A 20,855-nucleotide genomic window follows, 5' to 3' on the forward strand; every position below is an offset into this window, starting at 1 on the left:
TCGCACTTACTACCTTACCAGGAGGAGAGCCCGTTTTTCATCTATTTTGCTTACATATCTGACAGGTTCCTTATTATACCAAATCAGGAACCTGTCTTTTTTTCTCCCACAAACATTTTACTCATACAAAAAAACAGAATTATTATAAAAAAAAGACTATTTCCGTTTGCGGTGTAATTCATTGCTTTTCGTCTCAATAAGAGTATTCTAATAGATAGACGAATTTTTTTAAACTAAGGAGGAACATTTCGTGAGTGATTTATTTGCAGCCTTAAAACAAAAGGTGGCAGGGAAAAATGTAACGATCGTGTTTCCAGAAGGATTAGATGAACGTATTTTAACAGCTGTCGGACGTCTAGCGGCAGAAAATGTATTACAGCCGATTGTCATCGGCGATCAAGAAGCTGTCGTTCAAAAGGCGAAAGAGCTCGGCTTGACGTTGGAAAAAGTAGAAATCGTTGATCCGCGCTCATATGAAGGAATGGATGAAATGGTGGCGGCTTTCATTGAACGCCGAAAAGGGAAAGTCACAGAAGAAGATGCTCGCAACATTTTACTTGATGAAAACTATTTTGGCACAATGCTCGTCTATATGGGAAAAGCGCACGGTCTTGTTAGCGGCGCCGCGCATTCGACGGCAGATACTGTACGTCCCGCGCTACAAATTATTAAGACGAAACCGGGCATTCGTAAAACGTCTGGCGTATTCATCATGGTGCGTGGCGATGAGAAATATGTATTTGCCGATTGTGCGATTAACATTGCACCAGATAGCCAAGATTTAGCAGAAATCGCTGTAGAGAGTGCACAAACAGCGAAAATGTTTGATATTGAGCCGCGTGTAGCGATGCTTAGCTTCTCAACGAAAGGATCAGCGAAATCGCCAGAAACAGAAAAAGTGATCGAAGCGGTGCGCATCGCAAAAGAAATGGCGCCAGAGTTAACGCTTGATGGCGAGTTTCAATTTGATGCCGCGTTCGTTCCATCTGTGGCGAAAAAGAAAGCGCCGGATTCCGTTATTCAAGGTGATGCGAACGTCTTTATTTTCCCAAGCTTAGAAGCGGGAAATATCGGCTATAAAATTGCTCAACGTCTCGGCAATTTTGAAGCAGTTGGTCCAATTTTACAAGGATTAAATCAGCCAGTAAACGATTTATCGCGCGGATGCAACGCCGAAGATGTATACAAATTATCACTTATCACAGCAGCGCAGGCGCTTGCGGCGATGGAATGATGAGCGAATTGTTGCAACAACAAACGTGGCGAGTGATCGATCATACGAGCCTCGGGCCATCGTTTGATGCGAAGCAGTCATTTGCGTTTGATGATGCGCTTTGTGAATCGGTTGGTCGCGGTCAGTCACAGCCGGTTGTTCGCTTATGGGTGCATCATCAGACGGTTGTGCTCGGCATTCAAGATACGAAATTGCCGTACATTGAAAAAGGACTCGCCTACTTACATGAACAAGGTTGGCGTACGATCGTTCGCAACTCTGGTGGGTTGGCGGTCGTATTAGATGAAGGGGTTTTAAACGTTTCGCTTATTTTTCCTGATACAAAAAAAGGAATTGATATTGATCGAGGATATGAAGCGATGGCGACACTCATTGCACGCATGTTGCCAGAAGCGCATGTGCAAACAGGAGAAGTTGTTGGTTCGTATTGTCCGGGAAGTTTTGACCTGAGTATTGATGGGAAAAAATTTGCGGGCATTTCACAACGTCGCATTCGGGGCGGTGTTGCCGTGCAAGTATATATATGTGCAAACGAAAGCGGCGCAACACGAGCGGAGTTTATTCGTCAGTTTTATGAGCGAGCGTTGGCGGGAGAACAAACGAAGTTTACGTATCCGACAATCGTTCCACATACGATGGCATCATTAAGTGAACTGCTCGGTAAAGAAATGACTGTTTCAGCGCTGATCATCCGACTATATGAAGCGCTCCAAGCGTTTGGAAGTAGGCTCGAGCCATCATCGCTCACCCCGGAAGAGTGGGAGCGATATTACATGTATTTTCAGCGTATGATTGACCGAAACGAGACGATGTTGCCGAAATAAAAAAGCTGTCCGATGTGACAGCTTTTTTACTCGGCAATCTTTTCGATTTTTTCTAAATTTCCGTTGCGGTCCATTTTGAAAATAGGGGGCTTAAACTCATCTTCTGAAATTTCCATTTGTCTTGCACGGTTAATGATGCGTGCCATCGTTCCGTAATCTTCGCGTAATTCTTCATTTTCTTTTTGAAGTTTTGTAAATTGTTGTTCTAGTTGTTTATATTGTTGTTGTAGTTGTTCGAGCTCAAGTTTTAGCTGCTTATTTTCCACTAGCGCTGTTTCTTGACCGATATACGATTGTTTTAAAGAGTGCAAAAAAGCAATGACATGGTCAAGCGTTAACTGACTTGTTTCGACATGTTCATATTCATTCGCCTGCACTTCTAACGGTTCCATTCCTAACTCTTCAAGCGAAGGTACAGGAGGTGTATAAAGCGGCCGTTTTCGCAACGCATGTTTATTTCCAAGTGCGCGTTGCCGTTGTTTACGGAACTTCTTTGCCATTTGTAACGATTCTTCGTACTGTTGACGCACGACTGCATTCCAGCGAAACCCGCATGCCGCTGACGTGCGGTTTAATTTATCGCCCACTTCTTCAAACGCATTTAACTGCGTGCTCCCTTCGCGCACATGGCGCAACACCGTTTCAGCTAGCAATAAATCTTCTTCTTCAGTCCAAGCATCTTGTCGTTTTTTTGTCATGAAAAAAACTCCTTTCACATTCTTTTACTTTCATAATCACCAAAAAACAAGAAAGATATACTATTTTTCAAAGGAAATAGATGTAGCTTGCATTGTTCGCGTATACGCGTTAGAATACTCGTTAGCGAAAAGGAGTGAGGACGGTATGCAAAATGAATTTCGCGTCTGTGATGACTGTCAAGCAACAAATTTAAAAACGTTGTTGCCAAGGTTAAAAAAATTAGACCCGAACGCGACTATTGAAATTGGCTGTCAATCGTATTGCGGTCCTGGTCGAAAAAAAGTGTTTGCGTTCGTCAACAATCGCCCTGTATCAGCGATGACGGAAGATGAATTAATAGAAAAGATTGCTGCGAAGTTGAAAAAATAAAAAATCGCCTTTGTGTTCGAAGGTGATTTTTTTCTTTATTTCAGGAAAAAGGAAGTCTTTGTTTTTTACAAAGAACGCTCTATAATAAAGCTATGTTATGAACGGAAGAGAGGGAGAAGGATTGTATCCCAACGAAAAATTAAGCGAAGAGAAAGTGTTTAAAGATCCGGTGCATCGGTATGTGCATGTGCGTGATAAAGTTATTTGGGATTTAATTGGCACAAAAGAATTTCAACGGTTGCGCCGCATTAAACAGCTCGGTACGACGTATTTGACGTTTCACGGCGCGGAGCATAGTCGCTTTAATCATTCGCTTGGTGTCTATGAAATTGTCCGTCGCATCGTTGACGATGTGTTCGCCGGCCGACCGGATTGGGATGAAAACGAGCGCTTACTTTGTTTATGCGCTGCGCTTTTGCACGATTTAGGACATGGACCGTTTTCGCATTCGTTTGAGAAAGTGTTTCATCTTGATCATGAACAATTTACGCGCGCAATTATTTTAGGTGATACGGAAGTAAATGCGGTGCTCCGTCGTGTATCGTTTGATTTTCCGAAAAAAGTGGCGGAAGTCATTGCGAAGACGTACGAAAATAAGCTTGTCGTTAGTCTCATTTCAAGCCAAATTGACGCCGATCGTATGGACTATTTATTGCGCGATGCGTACTATACAGGCGTCAGTTACGGGCATTTTGATATGGAACGTATTTTGCGTGTCATGCGTCCCCGCGAAGAGCAAGTCGTCATTAAACGAAGCGGCATGCATGCGGTAGAAGACTATATTATGAGCCGATATCAAATGTATTGGCAAGTATATTTCCATCCTGTCACGCGTAGCGCCGAAGTCATTTTAACGAAAATTTTGCACCGTGCGAAACATTTATATTTAGCTGGTTATACATTTCAAACACCTCCTGTTCATTTCCAATCTCTTTTTCGTGGAAATATGCAACTAGAAGACTACTTGAAACTAGATGAAGCGGTAACATTATATTATTTTCAACAATGGCAAGATGAACGAGATACGATTTTAAGCGATTTATGCTGTCGCTTTATGCATCGTAATTTATTTAAATACGTCGAATTTCAACCGACGAATGAGGAAATGAAAAAGCTAGTGGAATTGACGACGTTGTTTAAAAAAGCAGGCATTGACCCGGATTATTATTTAGTCGTTGATTCTTCATCGGATCTTCCTTACGATTTTTACCGACCGGGAGAAGAAGAGGAGAGGCTTCCGATTTATTTGTTAATGCCGAATGGGGAGTTGCGTGAATTATCGCGGGAATCGACGATTGTTGATGCGATTTCCGGGAAACGGCGCACCGATCATAAATTATACTTTCCGCAAGATTTTCTCGATGATTTATCGACAAAACGAAACGTGAAGAAAAAAATTAAACAACTTTTATATGAATAGGAGATGAGGGCGTTGCTTTTCGAGCATGCGAAAATGTTGAAAGCGTTAGCAGCAGTAGGGGAAATTGTCGGTCGAAAAAAACTACAAAAAATGATTTACATTGCGAAAAAGATGAAGTTTCCTTTTTATGAAAAGTTCGATTTTCATTTTTACGGTCCGTATTCGGAAGAATTGACGTTGCGTATGGAAGAGTTATGTAACGTTGGATTTGTGCAAGAAATGAAAGAAAAAAAAGGCGGGTACTATCAATATCGTTACGTGTTGACGGAAGCGGGCGAGCAGTTTTTGACGCACTATCATTTGGACATGCCTGATTTAGACGTTTGTTTACGCAGTTTAAATGAACAAAGTGCAAGATTTTTAGAGCTAGTTTCGACGATTTTATATTTTGAAGAGTTAAGTAAAGATGAAGTGAAAGAAAAAGTATTTACATTAAAAAGCAAACAGCGGTATACGGAAGAAGAAATAGAGGAAGCGTACCGTTATATTGAGCAGTTGCGCGAACAAGCGTACATAAAAAGCTGACCCGTTATGGTCAGCTTTCGTCGCTTAATCGCTTTCCGCCGATGGCGTAATGATTTTTCGACATTTCTTCAATAAAGACGACAATTTTTTCTTTCGGTGCACCTGTCGTTTCTGCAACGGCTTCCGTTACTTTTTCAACGAGCGCTCGTTTTTGTTCTTCTGTACGTCCTTCAAGCATTTTTACTGTTACGTATGGCATGTACGACCGTCCCCTTTCTGCTTTGTTCGACAATCGTTATTATACCACTCATCGACCGTTATCAGTAGTGCTTTCCCTTGTTTTTCGTGTATAATAATCAAAAAATAAAAACGTTTGAAAAGGAGAAGAAACGTGGACCAATTTTTAGCATATCCGCTTCGAGAAATACCGTATGTTGTTTTGGCGCTTGCGCTTGCATTTTCAGTCCATGAATTTGCCCATGCCTACGTCGCGTATAAATTTGGTGACCCGACGGCAAAACAACAAGGGAGGCTGACGTTGTCGCCGCTCGCCCATTTAGACATATTAGGGACGTTGCTTATTTTCATTGCCGGATTTGGTTGGGCGCGTCCGGTGCCGGTCAATCGTGGCTATTTCCGTCATCCACGTGTAGCGGGTATTCTCGTTTCTGTCGCTGGCCCGCTCAGCAATTTGTTGCTTGCGGCTATCGGTTTTGCTTTATGGTATGGAATGATTCGCATCGGCATATTTGACTTTATTCCAATATGGATTCGAGACGGGTTGTATCAGTTTTTTGAAATTTATATCGGATTGAATATTTTACTGTTCGTTTTTAACTTATTGCCGTTTCCTCCGCTTGACGGGTATCGCATCATCGAAGATTTAGCGCCGATGCATATACGTGCAAAAATGACACAATTTGAAAATTATGGAGCGCTCATTTTTTTAATTCTCATTTTCACGCCATTAGATCAATATACGATTCGACCAATTTTCCACGTAGCCATTCCAACGGTTGCTCAATGGCTACAAGACATATTTTCAACGCTCATTTTATGATGAAAGGATGAACGATCGTGGAAGAGAAAAAAAAGCCGATGTTTAACATTATTAAAAAAGAGCCGAAAGTGCACGGAACGTTTGGTACAGGGGTGCTTAGTTTGGCGAACGTTTCTCCTGTCATTATCGATGTTGAAGCAGGCGAAGCGTTTATTGATATGGGAGCGATGCATGCGCGCAGCGTCGTAGAGAAAGGCATTAAGTTCACACCAAATCGTGATGAAGTGCCAAACGGCAAGCCTTATTGGCTCGTCTGGGTAACGATTGATCAGGCGGAAGAAGGGGCGTATTATGCCGGGGTGACAGCATGCGAAATGACGGTCGATCGTGCGGCGCGTCGTGGATATAAATCGCTTCCTGAGCATGTGAACCGCATGGACAAATCATTAAAGCGTCATATTATTGTCGATCATATGGATGCGCGGTCAAAAGAGGTGTTAGCTTCGTTTTTACAACAACATAACCGCGACATGTGGGAACGCTCAAGCGAGGAGTTAAAACGTCAGCTTCAAAATCATGGATAAAATGTGACGGTTTTGTGAACGAAAACCTATGTATACTTGTCGTTGAGTGGGAAAAGGAGTAAACTAAAAGTACAAATGTAACACATGATAAAACTAGGACGCATAAACGCCCAAGCATACTCGCTTGGGCGTTTATGTTTAAAACCAATCAAACAACCGTTTTAACCACGAATCTTTTTCCTTTTTCTTTTTCTTCTTTTTCTTTTCCGCTGGATGGTCCTTGCAGTAGTCGGTCGGTTCTGTACCGACGACATAGTAGCTTAACCGTTTGATCGGACAAGCGGTTGTCGCAAGTTTCCCACTATGAGGATCGACATATACGCCAACGACGCCTTCTGGCGGTTCGAATGTCGCGACTTTTCTTCCGCGTAAACTATCTTCCATAAAATTGACCCAAATATGTTTGGCGTATTGTTTTTCGTCTGTGCGATCAATCGTTTCATCTCGGTCATATCCCGTCCAAACAGCTGTGACAAGTTGTGGTGTGAAACCGATCATCCAACTATCTGTTTTCGTCGTCCCTGATTTTCCAGCATACGGTCGAGTGATGCGCGGAATGATTGATTGTCCTGTCACCGAAGCATAGTCATTTAATGTCGGATCAAACATGCCGGTCATTAAATGCGTCGTCACAAAAGCAAGTGCAGGATCGAGTATTTGTTCATCGTTTGATTGTTGTTCGTATAGCACTTTTCCTTCGAAGTTTGTCACTTTTTTAATAAATACAGGTTCGACCTTTTTTCCACCGTTGGCGATAATGCTGTAGGCGCGTGCCATATCCATCACTTTAACGGGCGACGTCCCGAGCGCAAGCGATGGCACTTGTTTCAGTTTGCTTGTAATGCCAAGTTGTTTGGCGATGGCGACAAGCTTGTCTTGTCCGAGCAACAAATGCGTTTTTACGGCATAGACGTTGTCAGATAAGGCAATCGCTTGAGCGAGTGTAATTGTATCGTTCGCGTAATAGTTGTTAAAGTTGCGCGGTGCATATGTCGAACCGTCTTCAAGTGTAAACGTCGTTGGTTCGCTACGTAACAACGTTGATGGGGTAAACCCATGTTGTAGCGCGACATAATATAAAAACGGCTTGAATGTAGAGCCAGGTTGACGTTTTGCTTGTGTTGCCCGATTAAATGGACTTTTCTCATAGTCACGCCCTCCGACAAGTGCTTTCACTTCACCTGTTTTCGGCTCCATCGCGACAAGCGCCACTTGAATGTTAGACTGCGAATGAATCGTTTCTTTTATTTTTGCTTCTGCGATTGCTTGCATGTCGATATCGAGCGTTGTATACACACGCAATCCGCCCATTTCAATCGTTTCTTCATCAAATCCGAGTTTTGTTTTTAACATTTGTTTGACCGCATCTTGAAAATACGGGGCGATCGTTTTTGTTTTCATATGCTCGCCGTTTGAAAAATGAAGCGGTTCATTTGCTGCTTTTTCGGCTTCTTTCTCGGATAAAAATTTTGCCTCGACCATCGAATGTAAGACAATGCGTTGCCGTTTTTTTGCTCGTTCCATATCGACAAGCGGCGAATAGTAGCTCGGGCCTTTCGGAATGCCTGCGAGCATCGCTGCTTCCGCTACGGTTAAATCGCGGGCCGATTTTCCGAAATAAAAGTTGGCGGCTGCCTCAATGCCGTATACACCATGTCCGTAATAAATGGTGTTTAAATATCCTTCTAAAATGTCGTTTTTTTCGTAGTTTGCTTCCAGTTGAATCGTATACAGTGCTTCTTGTATTTTTCGCCACCACGTTTTTTCGTAGCTTAAAAATAAGTTGCGGGCATATTGTTGAGTAATTGTGCTTGCCCCTTGCACTTTCGCCATTGCTTTAATATCTGCGATGATTGCTCCAGCAATTCGTTTAACATCGAATCCGTAATGGTCGAAAAATTTTCGGTCCTCTACCGCGATCGTTGCATCAATCGCGTGTTGAGACATATCGGATAGTTTCACCCAATATCTTTTTCCACCGTAATGATTTTCACCAATTTTCGTGCCGTCTTCTGCATAAAAAATTGTGGATTGTGGAACGGCTAAAGGAGGAGGGCCTTTCCATTTCGCAAATATAATAAGTCCGGCGATCGTGAGTGTGCATAACAAGCTAGCAACAAAAGCGAACAAAAGAAAGAGTCGCATATATTTAAACGTTCGTTTCCATCGTTCGATGGCAATCGTCTCCATAGCCATCACCTCATTTTTTACGTTTACAATTTAGTATAAAAACATTTTTATTTTTTTAAACGTTTTCTAGCAATTTTTACTTGAAATTTTGCTAGATTGCTCTATACTTTTTCATGTTTAGCATTTTATTTTTCGGGCATGATAAGCGGTGCATTATTGACGAAAGGGTGTTCAATATGGAACTTTGGTTTACTGAAAAACAGACGGACAACTTTGGGATTACAGCACGAATTAAACGCACTTTACATACAGAGCAAACGGAATTCCAAAAGCTCGATATGGTCGAAACAGAAGAATTCGGGAACATGCTTATTTTAGACGGAATGGTGATGACAACGCAAAAAGATGAGTTCGTCTATCATGAAATGGTGGCGCACGTTCCGTTATTTACGCATCCAAATCCAGAAAACGTTCTTGTTGTTGGTGGCGGAGACGGCGGTGTCATTCGTGAAGTGTTAAAGCATCCGAGCGTGAAAAAAGCGACGCTTGTTGAAATTGACGGCAAAGTGATCGAGTATTCGAAAAAATATTTGCCAGAAATCGCCGGTCAATTGGACGACCCACGCGTTGAAGTGAAAGTGGATGACGGCTTTATGCATATTGCGCAAAGTGAAAATAAATATGACGTCATTATGGTTGACTCGACAGAACCTGTTGGCCCAGCGGTGAATTTATTTACAAAAGGGTTTTATGCAGGCATTGCGAAAGCGTTAAAAGAAGACGGTATTTTTGTTGCGCAAACAGACAACCCTTGGTTTAAAGCAGATTTAATTCGCACCGTTCAACGTGATGTGCGCGAAATTTTCCCGATTACGCGTTTATATATCGCAAACATTCCGACGTACCCAAGCGGTATGTGGACGTTCACCCTCGGTTCGAAAAAGTATGATCCGCTTGAAGTAAGCGATGACCGTTTCCATGACATCGAAACGAAATATTACACAAAACAGCTTCATAAAGCATGCTTCGTATTGCCGAAATTTGTTGAAGACTTAGTGAAGTAAGGAGAGAAAACGATGCGATTTGATGAAGCGTATTCTGGCAACGTATTTATTAAGAGCCACCCAAATTTTGAAGAAAGCCAGGCGGTTATTTATGGAATGCCAATGGACTGGACAGTGAGCTATCGCCCAGGTTCTCGCTTCGGTCCAGCGCGCATTCGCGAAGTGTCGATCGGGCTTGAAGAATATAGTCCATATTTAGACCGCGAGCTTGATGAAGTGAAATATTTTGATGCGGGTGATATTCCTTTACCGTTCGGTAACGCTCAGCGCAGTTTAGACATGATTGAACAGTTTGTCGATCGTATATTGGAAGCTGGAAAGTTTCCGCTCGGTCTTGGCGGCGAGCATTTAGTGTCTTGGCCAGTTATGAAAGCGGTATATAAGAAATATCCAGACTTAGCAATTATTCATATGGATGCGCACACAGATTTACGCGAACATTACGAGGGTGAACCGTTGTCGCACTCGACGCCAATTCGTAAAATTGCTGAGCTCATCGGACCGAAAAATGTATATTCTTTCGGTATCCGTTCTGGAATGAAAGAAGAATTTGAATGGGCGAAACAAAACGGGATGTATATTGCGAAATTTGACGTACTTGAGCCGTTAAAAGAGGTGCTTCCAACGCTTGCAGGCCGCCCGGTATATGTGACAATCGACATTGACGTATTAGATCCAGCGCATGCGCCGGGAACAGGAACTGTTGATGCAGGAGGCATTACATCGAAAGAGCTATTAGCTGCGATTCATGCGATTGCGCGCTCCGATGTGCGCGTTGTCGGAGCAGATTTAGTCGAAGTTGCGCCTGTATATGATCACTCTGAACAAACAGCCAACACAGCAAGCAAACTCGTGCGCGAAATGCTTCTCGGTTGGGTGAAATAAATGAAAATGTAAATCAGGCATCACATGGTAGGCGGTCTCTAAAAAGAGGCCGCCTATTGCATGTATGCGCCTCTTTTTCTATACTTATCTACAGTCACAACAACAGCGAGGATGTGGGGAAGGTGAACGGAGTACCGATACAGCTAAAGCAGGTGACAGAAGTTCGCGACGGTGCACGAAAAGAAATTGTTGTCATTGAGGCAAATGGTTTATACTACTTAAAAGGAGACGCAACGTATGTAACGTTTGAAGAGACGTATGAAGGAGAAACGATCAAAAACGTCGTGAAAATTGCCAATGATGAAGTCGTCGTTCTCCGTTCCGGTGCGATCTCGATGCGACATACGTTTCGCAAGCAGTCGGAAACGATCGGCACGTACGAAAGCCCGATGGCGCGCTGGGAAATGAAAACAAAAACAGAACAAGTGCTGTATCAGTATAACGAGAAAACGAAAAAAGGGCAGTTGTTTTTTTCTTACATACTCCATTTATCAGGGAAACACGTTGGTCGTCATACGGTGACGATTTCGTTTAAGGAGGCAAAAAAATGAACATTGTTGAACAAATGAAACAAAAGTTAAAAGAAGAAATCAGGGAAGCAGTCATTCGCTCAGGAGTCGCGACAGAAGCAGACGTTCCAAACGTCATTTTAGAGACGCCAAAAGATAAAGCGCACGGCGACTATTCAACAAACGTTGCGATGCAACTCGCGCGCGTTGCAAAAAAGGCACCACGCATGATTGCGGAAGACATTGTACGCCATTTTAACGGTGAAGCTGTGTTCGTGAAAAAAGTGGACATTGCTGGACCAGGGTTTATTAATTTTTACATGGACAATCGCTATTTAACAGAACTCGTTCCAACCATTTTACAAGCAGGGGACGCATACGGCGAAACAAACGTCGGCAACGGTCAAAAAGTGCAAGTTGAGTTCGTCTCCGCAAACCCGACAGGTAGTTTGCACTTAGGTCACGCACGTGGAGCAGCGGTTGGTGATTCGTTATGCAACATTTTGAAAAAAGCAGGTTTTGACGTCACGCGAGAATATTACATTAACGACGCCGGAAACCAAATTGCTAACTTAGCCAAGTCGGTCGAAGCGCGCTATTTTCAAGCGCTTGGCATTGATAAAGATATGCCAGAAGACGGCTACTTCGGTGAAGATATTATTGAACTAGGGAAAAAATTAGCAGAAGAACATGGCGACAAGTTTGTCGCGCTCGATGAACAAGAGCGACTTCAACAGTTTCGCGAGTACGGATTAGCGTTTGAAATGGATAAAATTAAAAAAGATTTAGCGGACTTCCGCGTCACGTTTGACGTATGGTATTCGGAAACGTCTCTTTACCATAACGGAAAAATCGAAAAGGCGCTTGAGACATTGCGCGAAAAAGGACATATTTACGAACAAGATGGCGCGACATGGTTCCGTTCGACGACATTCGGTGACGACAAAGACCGCGTGCTCATCAAACAAGATGGCACGTACACATATTTATTGCCAGATATTGCGTATCATCAAGATAAACTTGAGCGCGGGTTTGAAAAAATTATTAACATTTGGGGAGCCGATCATCACGGTTACATTCCGCGCATGAAGGCGGCGATCGCTGCGCTCGGATACGACCCTGATGTATTAGAAGTTGAAATTATTCAGCTTGTCAGCTTGTATCAAAACGGTGAAAAAGTGCGCATGAGCAAGCGGACAGGAAAGGCTGTTACGTTGCGCGACTTAATGGAAGAAGTCGGACTAGACGCCACGCGCTATTTCTTTGCGATGCGCTCATCGGATACGCATTTAGATTTTGATATGGACTTAGCGGTGTCGCAATCGAATGAAAACCCTGTGTACTATGCGCAATATGCTCATGCGCGCGTATGCAGCATGCTTCGTCAAGGTGAAGAACAAGGATTATCTTATGATGGGCAACTCTCTTTCACATACGAATTAGCGGAAAAAGAAATCGACTTATTGAAAAAACTCGGAGAGTTTCCTTCAGCTGTTGCGGAAGCAGCGGTGAAACGTTCACCACATCGCATGACGAACTACATTTTTGATCTTGCTTCAGCGTTGCATAGTTTTTACAACGCGGAAAAAGTGCTTGATGCAACGAATGTTGAAAAAAGCCGCGCTCGCCTGGCGCTTATGAAAGCTGTACAAATTACATTGAAAAATGCGTTAGCGCTTGTTGGTGTACATGCACCGGAAAAAATGTAATGCAAAAGAGGGTGTCCTCAATAGGGCACCCTTTCTCATTACAACAATGGAGACATCAAAGTCGCAACGCCTTCTTTTAGTCGGTCAAGCCAAGGCAGCTTGCGAAAATATTCCGCTGTCAATAATGTAGATGTGTCGATGTCGCGAGCGATCGTTTGTTTCACATATTGAATGAACGGTTTGTCATATATGTAACAATTCATTTCGTAGTTGATGAACAAACTGCGATGATCGAAATTCGCTGTGCCGATATTACATATATCGTCATCGATGACAATTACTTTTGCATGGTAAAACCCGTTATAAAACTGATAAATACGAGCTCCTGCGCGAAGAAGCTGACGAAAATAAGGAAATGAAGCTTCTTTGACAAACGGATGATCCGCTTGCATCGGGGCAATAATGGTTAGTTGAACACCTCGTTTCATCGCTTTCAAAAGAGCGTTCATCAATTTTTGGCTCGGAATGAAATACGGGGTACCGATCAAGATTTCCCTTTTCGCCTGTTCGATCAGTTGAATAAACTCATCCTCCAAATATGCTCCATCTGTCGGAAGAAAGCGGTGTTTCACCGTTCCTTTTTGAAGGGGTGGAAAATACCGTTCATCATCTCCAAACGATTGCCCAGTCGCTTTTTTCCAATCTTCTTGGAATTGTCGCTGCAAATCATGAACCCCTTCTCCCATAATTTTCAAATGATAGTCGCGCCAATGGCCAAACTTCGGATCTTGACCAATATATTCTTTTCCGACGTTAAACCCACCTAAATAGCCAACTTTTCCATCAATAACGGTAATTTTTCGGTGATTTCGTTCGTTCAATTTGTAGAAAAAAAACGGCAATGTTGGACGATTCGCAAAGGCAAATTGCCCGCTTTTTTGTCGGAGGGATGACGGTAGCCCGAAACTGCCAACCCAATCAACAAGTAGACGCACTTCTACTCCTTCATTTACTTTTTGCTCAAGTAAAGAAAAAAATCGTTGCCCGATTTCATCATTGCGTACGATGTAAAATAAAATGTGAATATGATGTTTCGCTTGCTCTAATTGCGCGAAATAGTCTTCAAACAACGTTTCACCCGTCGTAAATAGCGTGATGTCGCTTTGTCGTTCGACACCGATTTTTTTTCGTGCTGTCGTTTTTGACACTTTATCGCCCCATTTATAATCGAGCAAAAGAAGAAACAATAAAATAATAGCAACTATGAGCCAGCGCATGCCCCCACTCCTTTCATTGTTGTAGTTTTCCCAAAAAGAAAATAAAAAATGAGAAAAAATATTGACTGAATGCTCATTCATTATATAATGAAAGTAAGTTTGTTCAGAAAATTTATTTTATTTTTACAACAAAGGGGGAAGGGTATTGTGCTTTGGTTGAACTGGATTGCTTTTTTACTTGTGACAGCGTACGCCGTTCATTTGTTTGTGTATCTCGTGAAAACGCGCATTGCGTATATTAAGTTAGGGAAAAAAGTTGAGTTTGATGGAAAAGTGAAAGAGCGTCTACAAAACATATGGGTGAACGTCTTTGGGCAAAAAAAGCTGTTAAAAGACAAAAAAAGCGGCATTATTCACGTCATGTTCTTTTACGGCTTTATTCTCGTTCAGTTTGGTGCCATTGATTTCATTATTAAAGGGCTTGTGCCAGGGGCGCACTTGCCGCTCGGGCCACTTTATCCAGCGTTTACGTTTTTCCAAGAAATTGTCACATTGCTTATTTTAGTGGCGGTGTTATGGGCGTTTTATCGCCGTTACATCGAAAAGCTCGTCCGTTTAAAACGTGATTTCAAAGCAGGACTTGTCCTTATTTTTATCGGTGGACTAATGCTTTCGGTGTTATTCGGTAACGGTATGGGACGCATTTGGCATAACGAAGGATCATCATGGAGCGAACCTGTCGCTTCTGCCATCGCCCTTGCATTTGGTTGGGTAGGGGAAACAGGTGCAGCGGTATTGTTTTTTGTCGCTTGGTGGGTGCATTTGCTTATTTTATTAACGTTTTTAGTGTACGTGCCACAATCGAAACATGCGCATTTAATCGCTGGGCCAGTTAACGTCTTTTTCAGTCGATTAACGCGGCCAAAACTTGAAAAAATCAACTTTGAAGATGAGACACAAGAATCGTTTGGCGTCGGGAAAATTGAAGACTTTAAGCAAACGCAACTTATCGATTTATATGCCTGTGTCGAGTGCGGGCGCTGTACGAACATGTGCCCAGCAACGGGGACAGGGAAAATGTTATCACCGATGGATCTTATTTTAAAGTTGCGCGACCATTTAACAGAAAAAGGTGCAGCCATTACATCGAAAGCTCCTTGGGTGCCGACGTTTGCGTTTGCGAACACAAAAGGAAACCAGCTCGCTTTTATGGCACAAGGAATGCAAGAACAAGCCGCAACGATTGAAATGCCGAACTTAATTGGCGATGTCATTACGGAAGAAGAAATTTGGGCATGTACGACGTGTCGCAACTGTGAAGACCAATGCCCAGTTATGAATGAACATGTCGATAAAATTATTGATTTGCGTCGTTACCTCGTATTAACAGAAGGAAAGTTAAACCCAGATGCACAACGGGCGATGACAAATATCGAACGTCAAGGAAACCCATGGGGACTCAATCGCAAAGAAAAAGAAAATTGGCGCGAGTTGCGTGAAGATGTCCGCATTCCGACAGTAAAAGAAATGCAAAAAGCAGGGGAAGAATTCGAATATTTATTCTGGGTTGGTTCGATGGGTTCGTTCGATAATCGAAGCCAAAAAATTGCGTTAGCCTTTGCGCGTCTATTAAATGAAGCAGGCGTGAAATTTGCGATTTTAGGAAACAAGGAGAAAAACTCGGGGGATACGCCGCGCCGTTTAGGAAACGAATTTTTATTCCAAGAATTAGCGACAGCCAATATTGCCGAATTTGAAAAAGCGGGCGTGAAAAAAATTGTGACGATCGACCCGCATGCGTATAACACATTCAAAAACGAATATCCAGATTTCGGCTTTGAAGCGGAAGTATATCACCATACGGAGTTACTAGCAAAGCTTGTTGAAGAAGGTCGTCTTGTCCCGAAATATGAAGTAAACGAAGTCGTGACATTCCATGATTCATGTTATTTAGGTCGATATAACGACGTATACGATGCACCGCGTCAAATTTTGAAAGCGATTCCGGGCGTGAAACTTGTTGAAATGGCACGCCATCGCGAAACAGGCATGTGTTGTGGCGCTGGTGGCGGATTAATGTGGATGGAAGAAACAACAGGCACCCGCATTAACGTCGCGCGCACAGAACAGGCGCTAGAAGTGAATCCGACAGTTATTAGCTCTGGCTGTCCGTACTGCTTAACAATGCTATCAGATGGTACGAAAGCAAAAGAAGTAGAAGAAAAAGTTGGCACGTATGATGTGGCGGAGTTGTTAGAAAAGGCGGTATTTGGACCTGTTCATTAAAAATTCTAAAAAAAATAAATAGTTTTATTTTTAAGATATTTTCAGTATAATGAAAGCAATAGGAAGGTGTGCGGCTTGTCGTGCGCCTTCTTTGCCCGTCCATCATTGAACGAGCGTTCGCTCAATATTTTTGAAAGGGCTTTCTTATAACGAAAAGGGGGAGAAACATGGGGAAAACGGTCATTGTTAGTGGGGTACGTACACCTTTCGGAAAGTTTGGTGGCAGTTTAAGCGCATTGAGCGCAGCGCAGCTTGGAGGTATTGCGATCAAAGAGGCGCTCGTGCGCGCAAATGTTAGTGCAGAAGATGTCGATGAAGTCGTATTTGGCACCGTATTGCAGGGTGGACAAGGACAACTTCCATCGCGGCAAGCAGCGAGAGAAGCGGGGATTCCGTGGGAGACAAAAACCGAAACGATTAATAAAGTGTGCGCCTCAGGGATGCGTAGCGTCACGCTCGGTGATCAAATCATTCGTGCTGGAGATGCGGACGTCATCGTTGCAGGTGGAATGGAATCGATGAGCAATGCGCCGTATATATTACCGAAAGCACGTTGGGGATTGCGTATGGGCGACTCGACGGTGAAAGATTTAATGGTCTATGATGGATTGACATGCAGTTTTACAGGTGTGCATATGGGTATTTACGGAAGTGAAACAGCAAAAGAGTTAGGCATTACGCGCGAAGAACAAGACCGCTGGGCGTATCGCAGCCATCAATTAGCGATTGCGGCGATCGAAAGCGGCAAATTTGCTGAAGAAATCGTCCCTGTTTCTATTCCACAACGAAAAGGGGAACCGATCACCGTAGCGGTGGATGAATCACCGCGTAAGGATACATCGCTTGAAAAATTAGCGAAACTGGCGCCCGTATTTGATCCAACAGGCACGATTACAGCAGGCAATGCGCCGGGGGTAAACGATGGAGCAGCTGCGCTCGTATTAATGAGCGAAGAGCGCGCGCAAAAAGAAGGGCTCACGCCACTTGCGACAATTGTAGCCCATACGGCGATTGCCATTGAAGCGAAAGATTTTCCGAAAACACCAGGCATCGTCATCAACGAATTGTTGCGTAAAACAGGCAAAACCGTAAACGACATTGACTTATTTGAAATTAACGAAGCGTTTGCTGCTGTCGCTTTAGCAAGCATGAAAATTGCTGACTTGCCAGAAGAAAAAGTAAATGTAAACGGCGGTGCCATTGCGCTTGGGCATCCGATCGGAGCGAGCGGAGCGCGCATTATGATTACGTTAATTCATGAATTGAAACGTCGCGGAGGCGGCCTTGGCATTGCAGCGATTTGTAGCGGTGGCGGTCAAGGCGATGCAATAATGATTGAAGTTCATTAATGGGGGATGGGGACATGAAAAAAGTGATGGTTGTTGGCGCAGGCCAAATGGGATCAGGAATTGCCCAAGTGTGCGCAACGGCAGGGTATGATGTCATTTTAAATGATGTCAACGAAGAGCGTGTACAATGGGGGCTCAACAATATTGCAAAAAGCATCAATAAATTTGTTGAAAAAGGAACGTTAAGCGAACAACATCGCGATGAAGCAATGGGTCGCATTCGTACATCGACAAATTTGCAAGATGGAAGCGATGTCGATGTCGTCATTGAAGCTGTTGTTGAAAATATGGATGTGAAAACAGCACTGTTTGCACAACTAGACGAAATTACACCTTCGCATGCCATTCTAGCAACAAATACGTCCTCTTTACCGATTACAGAAATTGCCGCAGCAACGAAACGACCAGAAAAAGTCATTGGCATGCATTTTATGAATCCGGTACCAATTATGAAACTTGTCGAAATTATTCGCGGTCTTGCGACGGCTGACGAAGTGTATGAAGCGATTGAGCAAATGACAAAAACGTTAGGAAAAGTACCGGTTGAAGTGAACGACTTCCCAGGGTTTGTTTCCAATCGTGTATTAATGCCGATGATTAACGAAGCGATTTATTGTTTATACGAAGGCGTTGCCACAAAGGAAGCGATCGACGAAGTGATGAAGCTCGGAATGAATCATCCGATGGGACCGCTCACTTTAGCGGATTTTATTGGCTTAGATACGTGTTTATACATTATGGAAGTGCTTCATGATGGGCTTGGTGACGATAAATACCGCCCATGTCCGCTTTTACGCAAATATGTGAAAGCGGGTTGGCTCGGACGAAAAACAGGGCGAGGATTTTACACGTACGAATAAAGGAGTTGACACCATGAATTTTCATTTTACAGAAGAACAACAAATGATGCGTCAAATGGTGCGCGAGTTTGCAGCAAATGAAATTGCACCGTTCGTCGAGCATATGGAGCGCGGAGAGTTTCCGCGCCCTATCCTTAAAAAAATGGCGGAGCTTGGGTTAATGGGCATTACCGTTCCTGAACAATACGGTGGAGCGGGGATGGATTTTACATCATATATCATTGCGATACATGAAATTTCAAAAGTGAGCGCAACCGTTGGAGTCATTTTATCTGTCCATACGTCTGTCGGCACCAATCCGATTTTATATTTTGGAACGGAAGAGCAAAAGCAAAAATATGTGCCGAAGCTAGCGAGCGGGGAATATTTAGGGGCGTTTTGCTTAACGGAGCCAGGGGCAGGATCGGATGCGGCAAGCTTAAAAACGACAGCTATTCGCGACGGCGATCATTACGTATTAAACGGCTCGAAAGTATTTATTACCAATGGTGGAGAAGCGGACACGTACATCGTATTTGCCCGTACAAATCCAGAAGAAAAAGGAAGTAAAGGAGTAAGCGCATTTATCGTTGAAAAACATACCCCAGGTCTTGTCATCGGAAAAGACGAGAAAAAAATGGGGCTTCACGGATCGCGCACCGTTCAATTATCGTTTGAAGATATGCGCGTACCAGCAGAAAATTTGCTCGGTCAAGAAGGCGAGGGCTTTAAAATCGCGATGGCTAATTTAGATAGCGGTCGCATCGGAATTGCAGCGCAATCGCTCGGCATTGCGGAAGCAGCGCTTGAACATGCGACGAATTATGCGAAAGAACGCATACAATTCGGTAAGCCAATTGCAGAACAACAAGGCGTTGCTTTTAAACTAGCCGATATGGCCACGAACGTTGAAGCGGCTAAACTGCTTGTTTATCGTGCAGCGTTTTTACGCTCAAACGGTATGCCATGTGGAAAAGAAGCGTCGATGGCGAAGCTTTTTGCATCGAAAACGGCGATGGAAAACGCCATTGAAGCGGTACAAATTTTCGGAGGCAACGGTTATACCGAAGACTATCCGGTTGAACGATTATTCCGCGATGCGAAAGTATGTGAAATTTACGAAGGAACGAGCGAAATTCAGCGGCTCGTCATTAGTAAACATTTGTTTAGGGGGATGGGGAAATGAACTTTCAATTAAGCGAAGAGCATGAAATGATACGAAAAATGGTGCGCGACTTTGCGAAAAACGAAGTTGCACCAACCGCAGCAGAACGCGATGAAGAAGAACGTTTTGATCGCGACATTTTTAATAAAATGGCAGATCTCGGTTTGACGGGCATCCCATGGCCAGAGGAATACGGCGGTATCGGTAGCGACTATTTGGCATACGTCATCGCGGTGGAGGAGCTTTCAAAGGTATGCGCATCGACGGGAGTGACGCTTTCTGCTCACATTTCATTAGCAAGTTGGCCAATTTATAAATTTGGGACAGAACAACAAAAACAAACGTATTTACGAGCACTAGCGACAGGGGAAAAGCTTGGGGCGTACGGTTTATCTGAGCCGGGTGCAGGTTCTGACGTGTCAGCGATGAAAACGCGTGCGGTGCGTGATGGTGATCATTACGTATTAAACGGTTCAAAAGTATGGATTACAAACGGTGGAGAAGCGGACATTTATGTCGTTTTTGCGGTGACAGATCCAGAGAAAAAGCACCGCGGCATTAGCGCATTTATTGTTGAGAAAGGAACGCCTGGTTTTTCGATCGGGAAAAAAGAGAAAAAGCTCGGCATTCGTTCATCGCCAACAACGGAGCTCATTTTTGAAGATTGTCGCATTCCGAAAGAAAATTTGCTCGGTGAAGAAGGAGAAGGATTTAAAATTGCGATGATGACGCTTGATGGCGGTCGAAATGGTATCGCAGCGCAGGCGGTTGGCATCGCGCAAGGGGCGTTAGATGCAGCGGTAGAATATGCGAAAGGACGTATTCAATTCGGCAAGCCAATTGCAGAACAACAAGGCATTGCCTTTAAACTAGCTGACATGGCAACTGCTATTGAAGCTGCTCGTTTACTAACGTATCAAGCGGCGTGGCTTGAATCAAACGGCTTACCGTACGGAAAAGAATCTGCGATGGCGAAATTGTTTGCAGGCGATACAGCAATGAAAGTCACCGTTGAGGCGGTACAAATTTTCGGTGGCTACGGTTATACGAAAGACTATCCGGTAGAGCGATTTATGCGCGATGCAAAAATTACGCAAATTTATGAAGGCACACAAGAAATTCAACGCATCGTCATTTCAAGAATGTTGACGAAATAGGAGTGATGTG

At 43.5% G+C, this 20,855-nt stretch carries 20 protein-coding genes; 16 read left to right on the top strand and 4 right to left on the bottom strand.

The window, feature by feature from the left end:
* Positions 1 to 250 precede the first annotated feature (250 nt).
* Together pta and lipL are read left to right on the top strand one after the other, a co-directional pair.
* On the top strand, positions 251 to 1,234 hold the full coding sequence (gene pta / locus ETB99_RS05540; protein WP_128999576.1) for a phosphate acetyltransferase: 984 nt from the start codon (positions 251 to 253) through the stop codon (positions 1,232 to 1,234).
* Entirely contained in the window at positions 1,231 to 2,058 is an 828-nt protein-coding gene (lipL, locus tag ETB99_RS05545; RefSeq protein WP_164970075.1) for an octanoyl-[GcvH]:protein N-octanoyltransferase, read from the top strand. Before pta ends, lipL begins: the two co-directional genes overlap by 4 nt.
* Positions 2,059 to 2,084: 26 nt before the next feature.
* Here the strand turns inward: lipL and ETB99_RS05550 are convergent, their stop codons facing one another.
* Positions 2,085 to 2,756, bottom strand: coding sequence for an RsfA family transcriptional regulator (locus ETB99_RS05550; protein ID WP_077429144.1), 672 nt, complete (start codon positions 2,754 to 2,756; stop codon positions 2,085 to 2,087).
* A gap of 145 nt (positions 2,757 to 2,901) precedes the next feature.
* On the opposite strand from ETB99_RS05550, the gene ETB99_RS05555 reads away from it, so the two are divergent.
* From ETB99_RS05555 to ETB99_RS05565, 3 genes are all read left to right on the top strand, one after another.
* Positions 2,902 to 3,126: a YuzB family protein gene (locus ETB99_RS05555; protein WP_003397078.1), complete on the top strand. Its 225-nt coding sequence runs from the start codon at positions 2,902 to 2,904 to the stop codon at positions 3,124 to 3,126.
* A 97-nt stretch (positions 3,127 to 3,223) separates the two neighbouring features.
* On the top strand, positions 3,224 to 4,546 hold the full coding sequence (locus tag ETB99_RS05560) for an HD domain-containing protein (protein ID WP_171700130.1): 1,323 nt from the start codon (positions 3,224 to 3,226) through the stop codon (positions 4,544 to 4,546).
* 12 nt (positions 4,547 to 4,558) lie between these two features.
* A complete protein-coding gene (locus ETB99_RS05565; RefSeq protein ID WP_171700131.1) occupies positions 4,559 to 5,071 on the top strand; it encodes a YwgA family protein in 513 nt (170 codons plus the stop codon).
* 10 nt (positions 5,072 to 5,081) lie between these two features.
* On the opposite strand, the gene ETB99_RS05570 is transcribed toward ETB99_RS05565, so the two are convergent.
* Entirely contained in the window at positions 5,082 to 5,270 is a 189-nt protein-coding gene (locus ETB99_RS05570) for a 2-hydroxymuconate tautomerase (RefSeq protein ID WP_003397075.1), read from the bottom strand.
* Positions 5,271 to 5,402: 132 nt separating this feature from the next.
* Here ETB99_RS05570 and ETB99_RS05575 point away from each other — a divergent pair, with 132 nt between their 5' ends.
* Together ETB99_RS05575 and ETB99_RS05580 are read left to right on the top strand one after the other, a co-directional pair.
* Positions 5,403 to 6,071 (top strand): site-2 protease family protein, encoded by a 669-nt coding sequence (locus tag ETB99_RS05575; RefSeq protein ID WP_171700132.1) that lies wholly within the window; start codon positions 5,403 to 5,405, stop codon positions 6,069 to 6,071.
* A 17-nt stretch (positions 6,072 to 6,088) separates the two neighbouring features.
* Positions 6,089 to 6,595, top strand: coding sequence for a YwhD family protein (locus ETB99_RS05580; RefSeq protein ID WP_012576228.1), 507 nt, complete (start codon positions 6,089 to 6,091; stop codon positions 6,593 to 6,595).
* A 138-nt stretch (positions 6,596 to 6,733) separates the two neighbouring features.
* Here ETB99_RS05580 and ETB99_RS05585 read toward each other — a convergent pair whose 3' ends face one another.
* Positions 6,734 to 8,785, bottom strand: coding sequence for a transglycosylase domain-containing protein (locus ETB99_RS05585; protein WP_171700133.1), 2,052 nt, complete (start codon positions 8,783 to 8,785; stop codon positions 6,734 to 6,736).
* Positions 8,786 to 8,961: 176 nt separating this feature from the next.
* Between ETB99_RS05585 and speE the strand changes: the two genes are divergently transcribed.
* From speE to argS, 4 genes are all read left to right on the top strand, one after another.
* Positions 8,962 to 9,789, top strand: coding sequence for a polyamine aminopropyltransferase (gene speE / locus ETB99_RS05590; protein ID WP_004893116.1), 828 nt, complete (start codon positions 8,962 to 8,964; stop codon positions 9,787 to 9,789).
* Positions 9,790 to 9,801: 12 nt separating this feature from the next.
* Positions 9,802 to 10,674: an agmatinase gene (gene speB, locus ETB99_RS05595; protein WP_004893113.1), complete on the top strand. Its 873-nt coding sequence runs from the start codon at positions 9,802 to 9,804 to the stop codon at positions 10,672 to 10,674.
* A gap of 113 nt (positions 10,675 to 10,787) precedes the next feature.
* A complete protein-coding gene (locus ETB99_RS05600) occupies positions 10,788 to 11,225 on the top strand; it encodes a YwiB family protein (RefSeq protein WP_128999581.1) in 438 nt (145 codons plus the stop codon).
* A complete protein-coding gene (argS, locus tag ETB99_RS05605) occupies positions 11,222 to 12,892 on the top strand; it encodes an arginine--tRNA ligase (RefSeq protein ID WP_006321001.1) in 1,671 nt (556 codons plus the stop codon). The genes ETB99_RS05600 and argS overlap by 4 nt, the downstream gene beginning before the upstream one ends.
* 38 nt (positions 12,893 to 12,930) lie before the next feature.
* Here the strand turns inward: argS and cls are convergent, their stop codons facing one another.
* Positions 12,931 to 14,109, bottom strand: coding sequence for a cardiolipin synthase (gene cls / locus ETB99_RS05610; protein WP_171700134.1), 1,179 nt, complete (start codon positions 14,107 to 14,109; stop codon positions 12,931 to 12,933).
* A gap of 87 nt (positions 14,110 to 14,196) precedes the next feature.
* Here cls and ETB99_RS05615 point away from each other — a divergent pair, with 87 nt between their 5' ends.
* From ETB99_RS05615 to ETB99_RS05635, 5 genes are all read left to right on the top strand, one after another.
* Positions 14,197 to 16,335 (top strand): (Fe-S)-binding protein, encoded by a 2,139-nt coding sequence (locus ETB99_RS05615; RefSeq protein WP_171700224.1) that lies wholly within the window; start codon positions 14,197 to 14,199, stop codon positions 16,333 to 16,335.
* A 167-nt stretch (positions 16,336 to 16,502) separates the two neighbouring features.
* Positions 16,503 to 17,684, top strand: coding sequence for an acetyl-CoA C-acetyltransferase (locus tag ETB99_RS05620; RefSeq protein WP_077429153.1), 1,182 nt, complete (start codon positions 16,503 to 16,505; stop codon positions 17,682 to 17,684).
* Positions 17,685 to 17,698: 14 nt separating this feature from the next.
* On the top strand, positions 17,699 to 18,544 hold the full coding sequence (locus tag ETB99_RS05625; protein ID WP_253263554.1) for a 3-hydroxybutyryl-CoA dehydrogenase: 846 nt from the start codon (positions 17,699 to 17,701) through the stop codon (positions 18,542 to 18,544).
* A gap of 13 nt (positions 18,545 to 18,557) precedes the next feature.
* Entirely contained in the window at positions 18,558 to 19,709 is a 1,152-nt protein-coding gene (locus tag ETB99_RS05630) for an acyl-CoA dehydrogenase (RefSeq protein ID WP_171700136.1), read from the top strand.
* Positions 19,706 to 20,845, top strand: a complete 1,140-nt coding sequence (locus tag ETB99_RS05635) for an acyl-CoA dehydrogenase (RefSeq protein WP_006320994.1) — start codon at positions 19,706 to 19,708, stop codon at positions 20,843 to 20,845. The genes ETB99_RS05630 and ETB99_RS05635 overlap by 4 nt, the downstream gene beginning before the upstream one ends.
* Positions 20,846 to 20,855 lie beyond the last annotated feature (10 nt).

This window comes from Anoxybacillus sp. CHMUD (genome assembly GCF_013096965.1).
GTDB classification, from domain to species: Bacteria; Bacillota; Bacilli; order Bacillales; family Anoxybacillaceae; genus Anoxybacillus; species Anoxybacillus kestanbolensis_A.

Coding starts and splice junctions, on each gene's coding strand:
- lipL (WP_164970075.1), top strand. CDS start 1,231: ATGATGAGCGAATTGTTGCAACAACAAACGTGGCGAGTGATCGATCAT.
- ETB99_RS05550 (WP_077429144.1), bottom strand. CDS start 2,756: ATGACAAAAAAACGACAAGATGCTTGGACTGAAGAAGAAGATTTATTG.
- ETB99_RS05555 (WP_003397078.1), top strand. CDS start 2,902: ATGCAAAATGAATTTCGCGTCTGTGATGACTGTCAAGCAACAAATTTA.
- ETB99_RS05560 (WP_171700130.1), top strand. CDS start 3,224: ATGAACGGAAGAGAGGGAGAAGGATTGTATCCCAACGAAAAATTAAGC.
- ETB99_RS05570 (WP_003397075.1), bottom strand. CDS start 5,270: ATGCCATACGTAACAGTAAAAATGCTTGAAGGACGTACAGAAGAACAA.
- ETB99_RS05585 (WP_171700133.1), bottom strand. CDS start 8,785: ATGGAGACGATTGCCATCGAACGATGGAAACGAACGTTTAAATATATG.
- speE (WP_004893116.1), top strand. CDS start 8,962: ATGGAACTTTGGTTTACTGAAAAACAGACGGACAACTTTGGGATTACA.
- speB (WP_004893113.1), top strand. CDS start 9,802: ATGCGATTTGATGAAGCGTATTCTGGCAACGTATTTATTAAGAGCCAC.
- argS (WP_006321001.1), top strand. CDS start 11,222: ATGAACATTGTTGAACAAATGAAACAAAAGTTAAAAGAAGAAATCAGG.
- cls (WP_171700134.1), bottom strand. CDS start 14,109: ATGCGCTGGCTCATAGTTGCTATTATTTTATTGTTTCTTCTTTTGCTC.
- ETB99_RS05615 (WP_171700224.1), top strand. CDS start 14,197: ATGAAAGTAAGTTTGTTCAGAAAATTTATTTTATTTTTACAACAAAGG.
- ETB99_RS05620 (WP_077429153.1), top strand. CDS start 16,503: ATGGGGAAAACGGTCATTGTTAGTGGGGTACGTACACCTTTCGGAAAG.
- ETB99_RS05625 (WP_253263554.1), top strand. CDS start 17,699: ATGAAAAAAGTGATGGTTGTTGGCGCAGGCCAAATGGGATCAGGAATT.
- ETB99_RS05630 (WP_171700136.1), top strand. CDS start 18,558: ATGAATTTTCATTTTACAGAAGAACAACAAATGATGCGTCAAATGGTG.
- ETB99_RS05635 (WP_006320994.1), top strand. CDS start 19,706: ATGAACTTTCAATTAAGCGAAGAGCATGAAATGATACGAAAAATGGTG.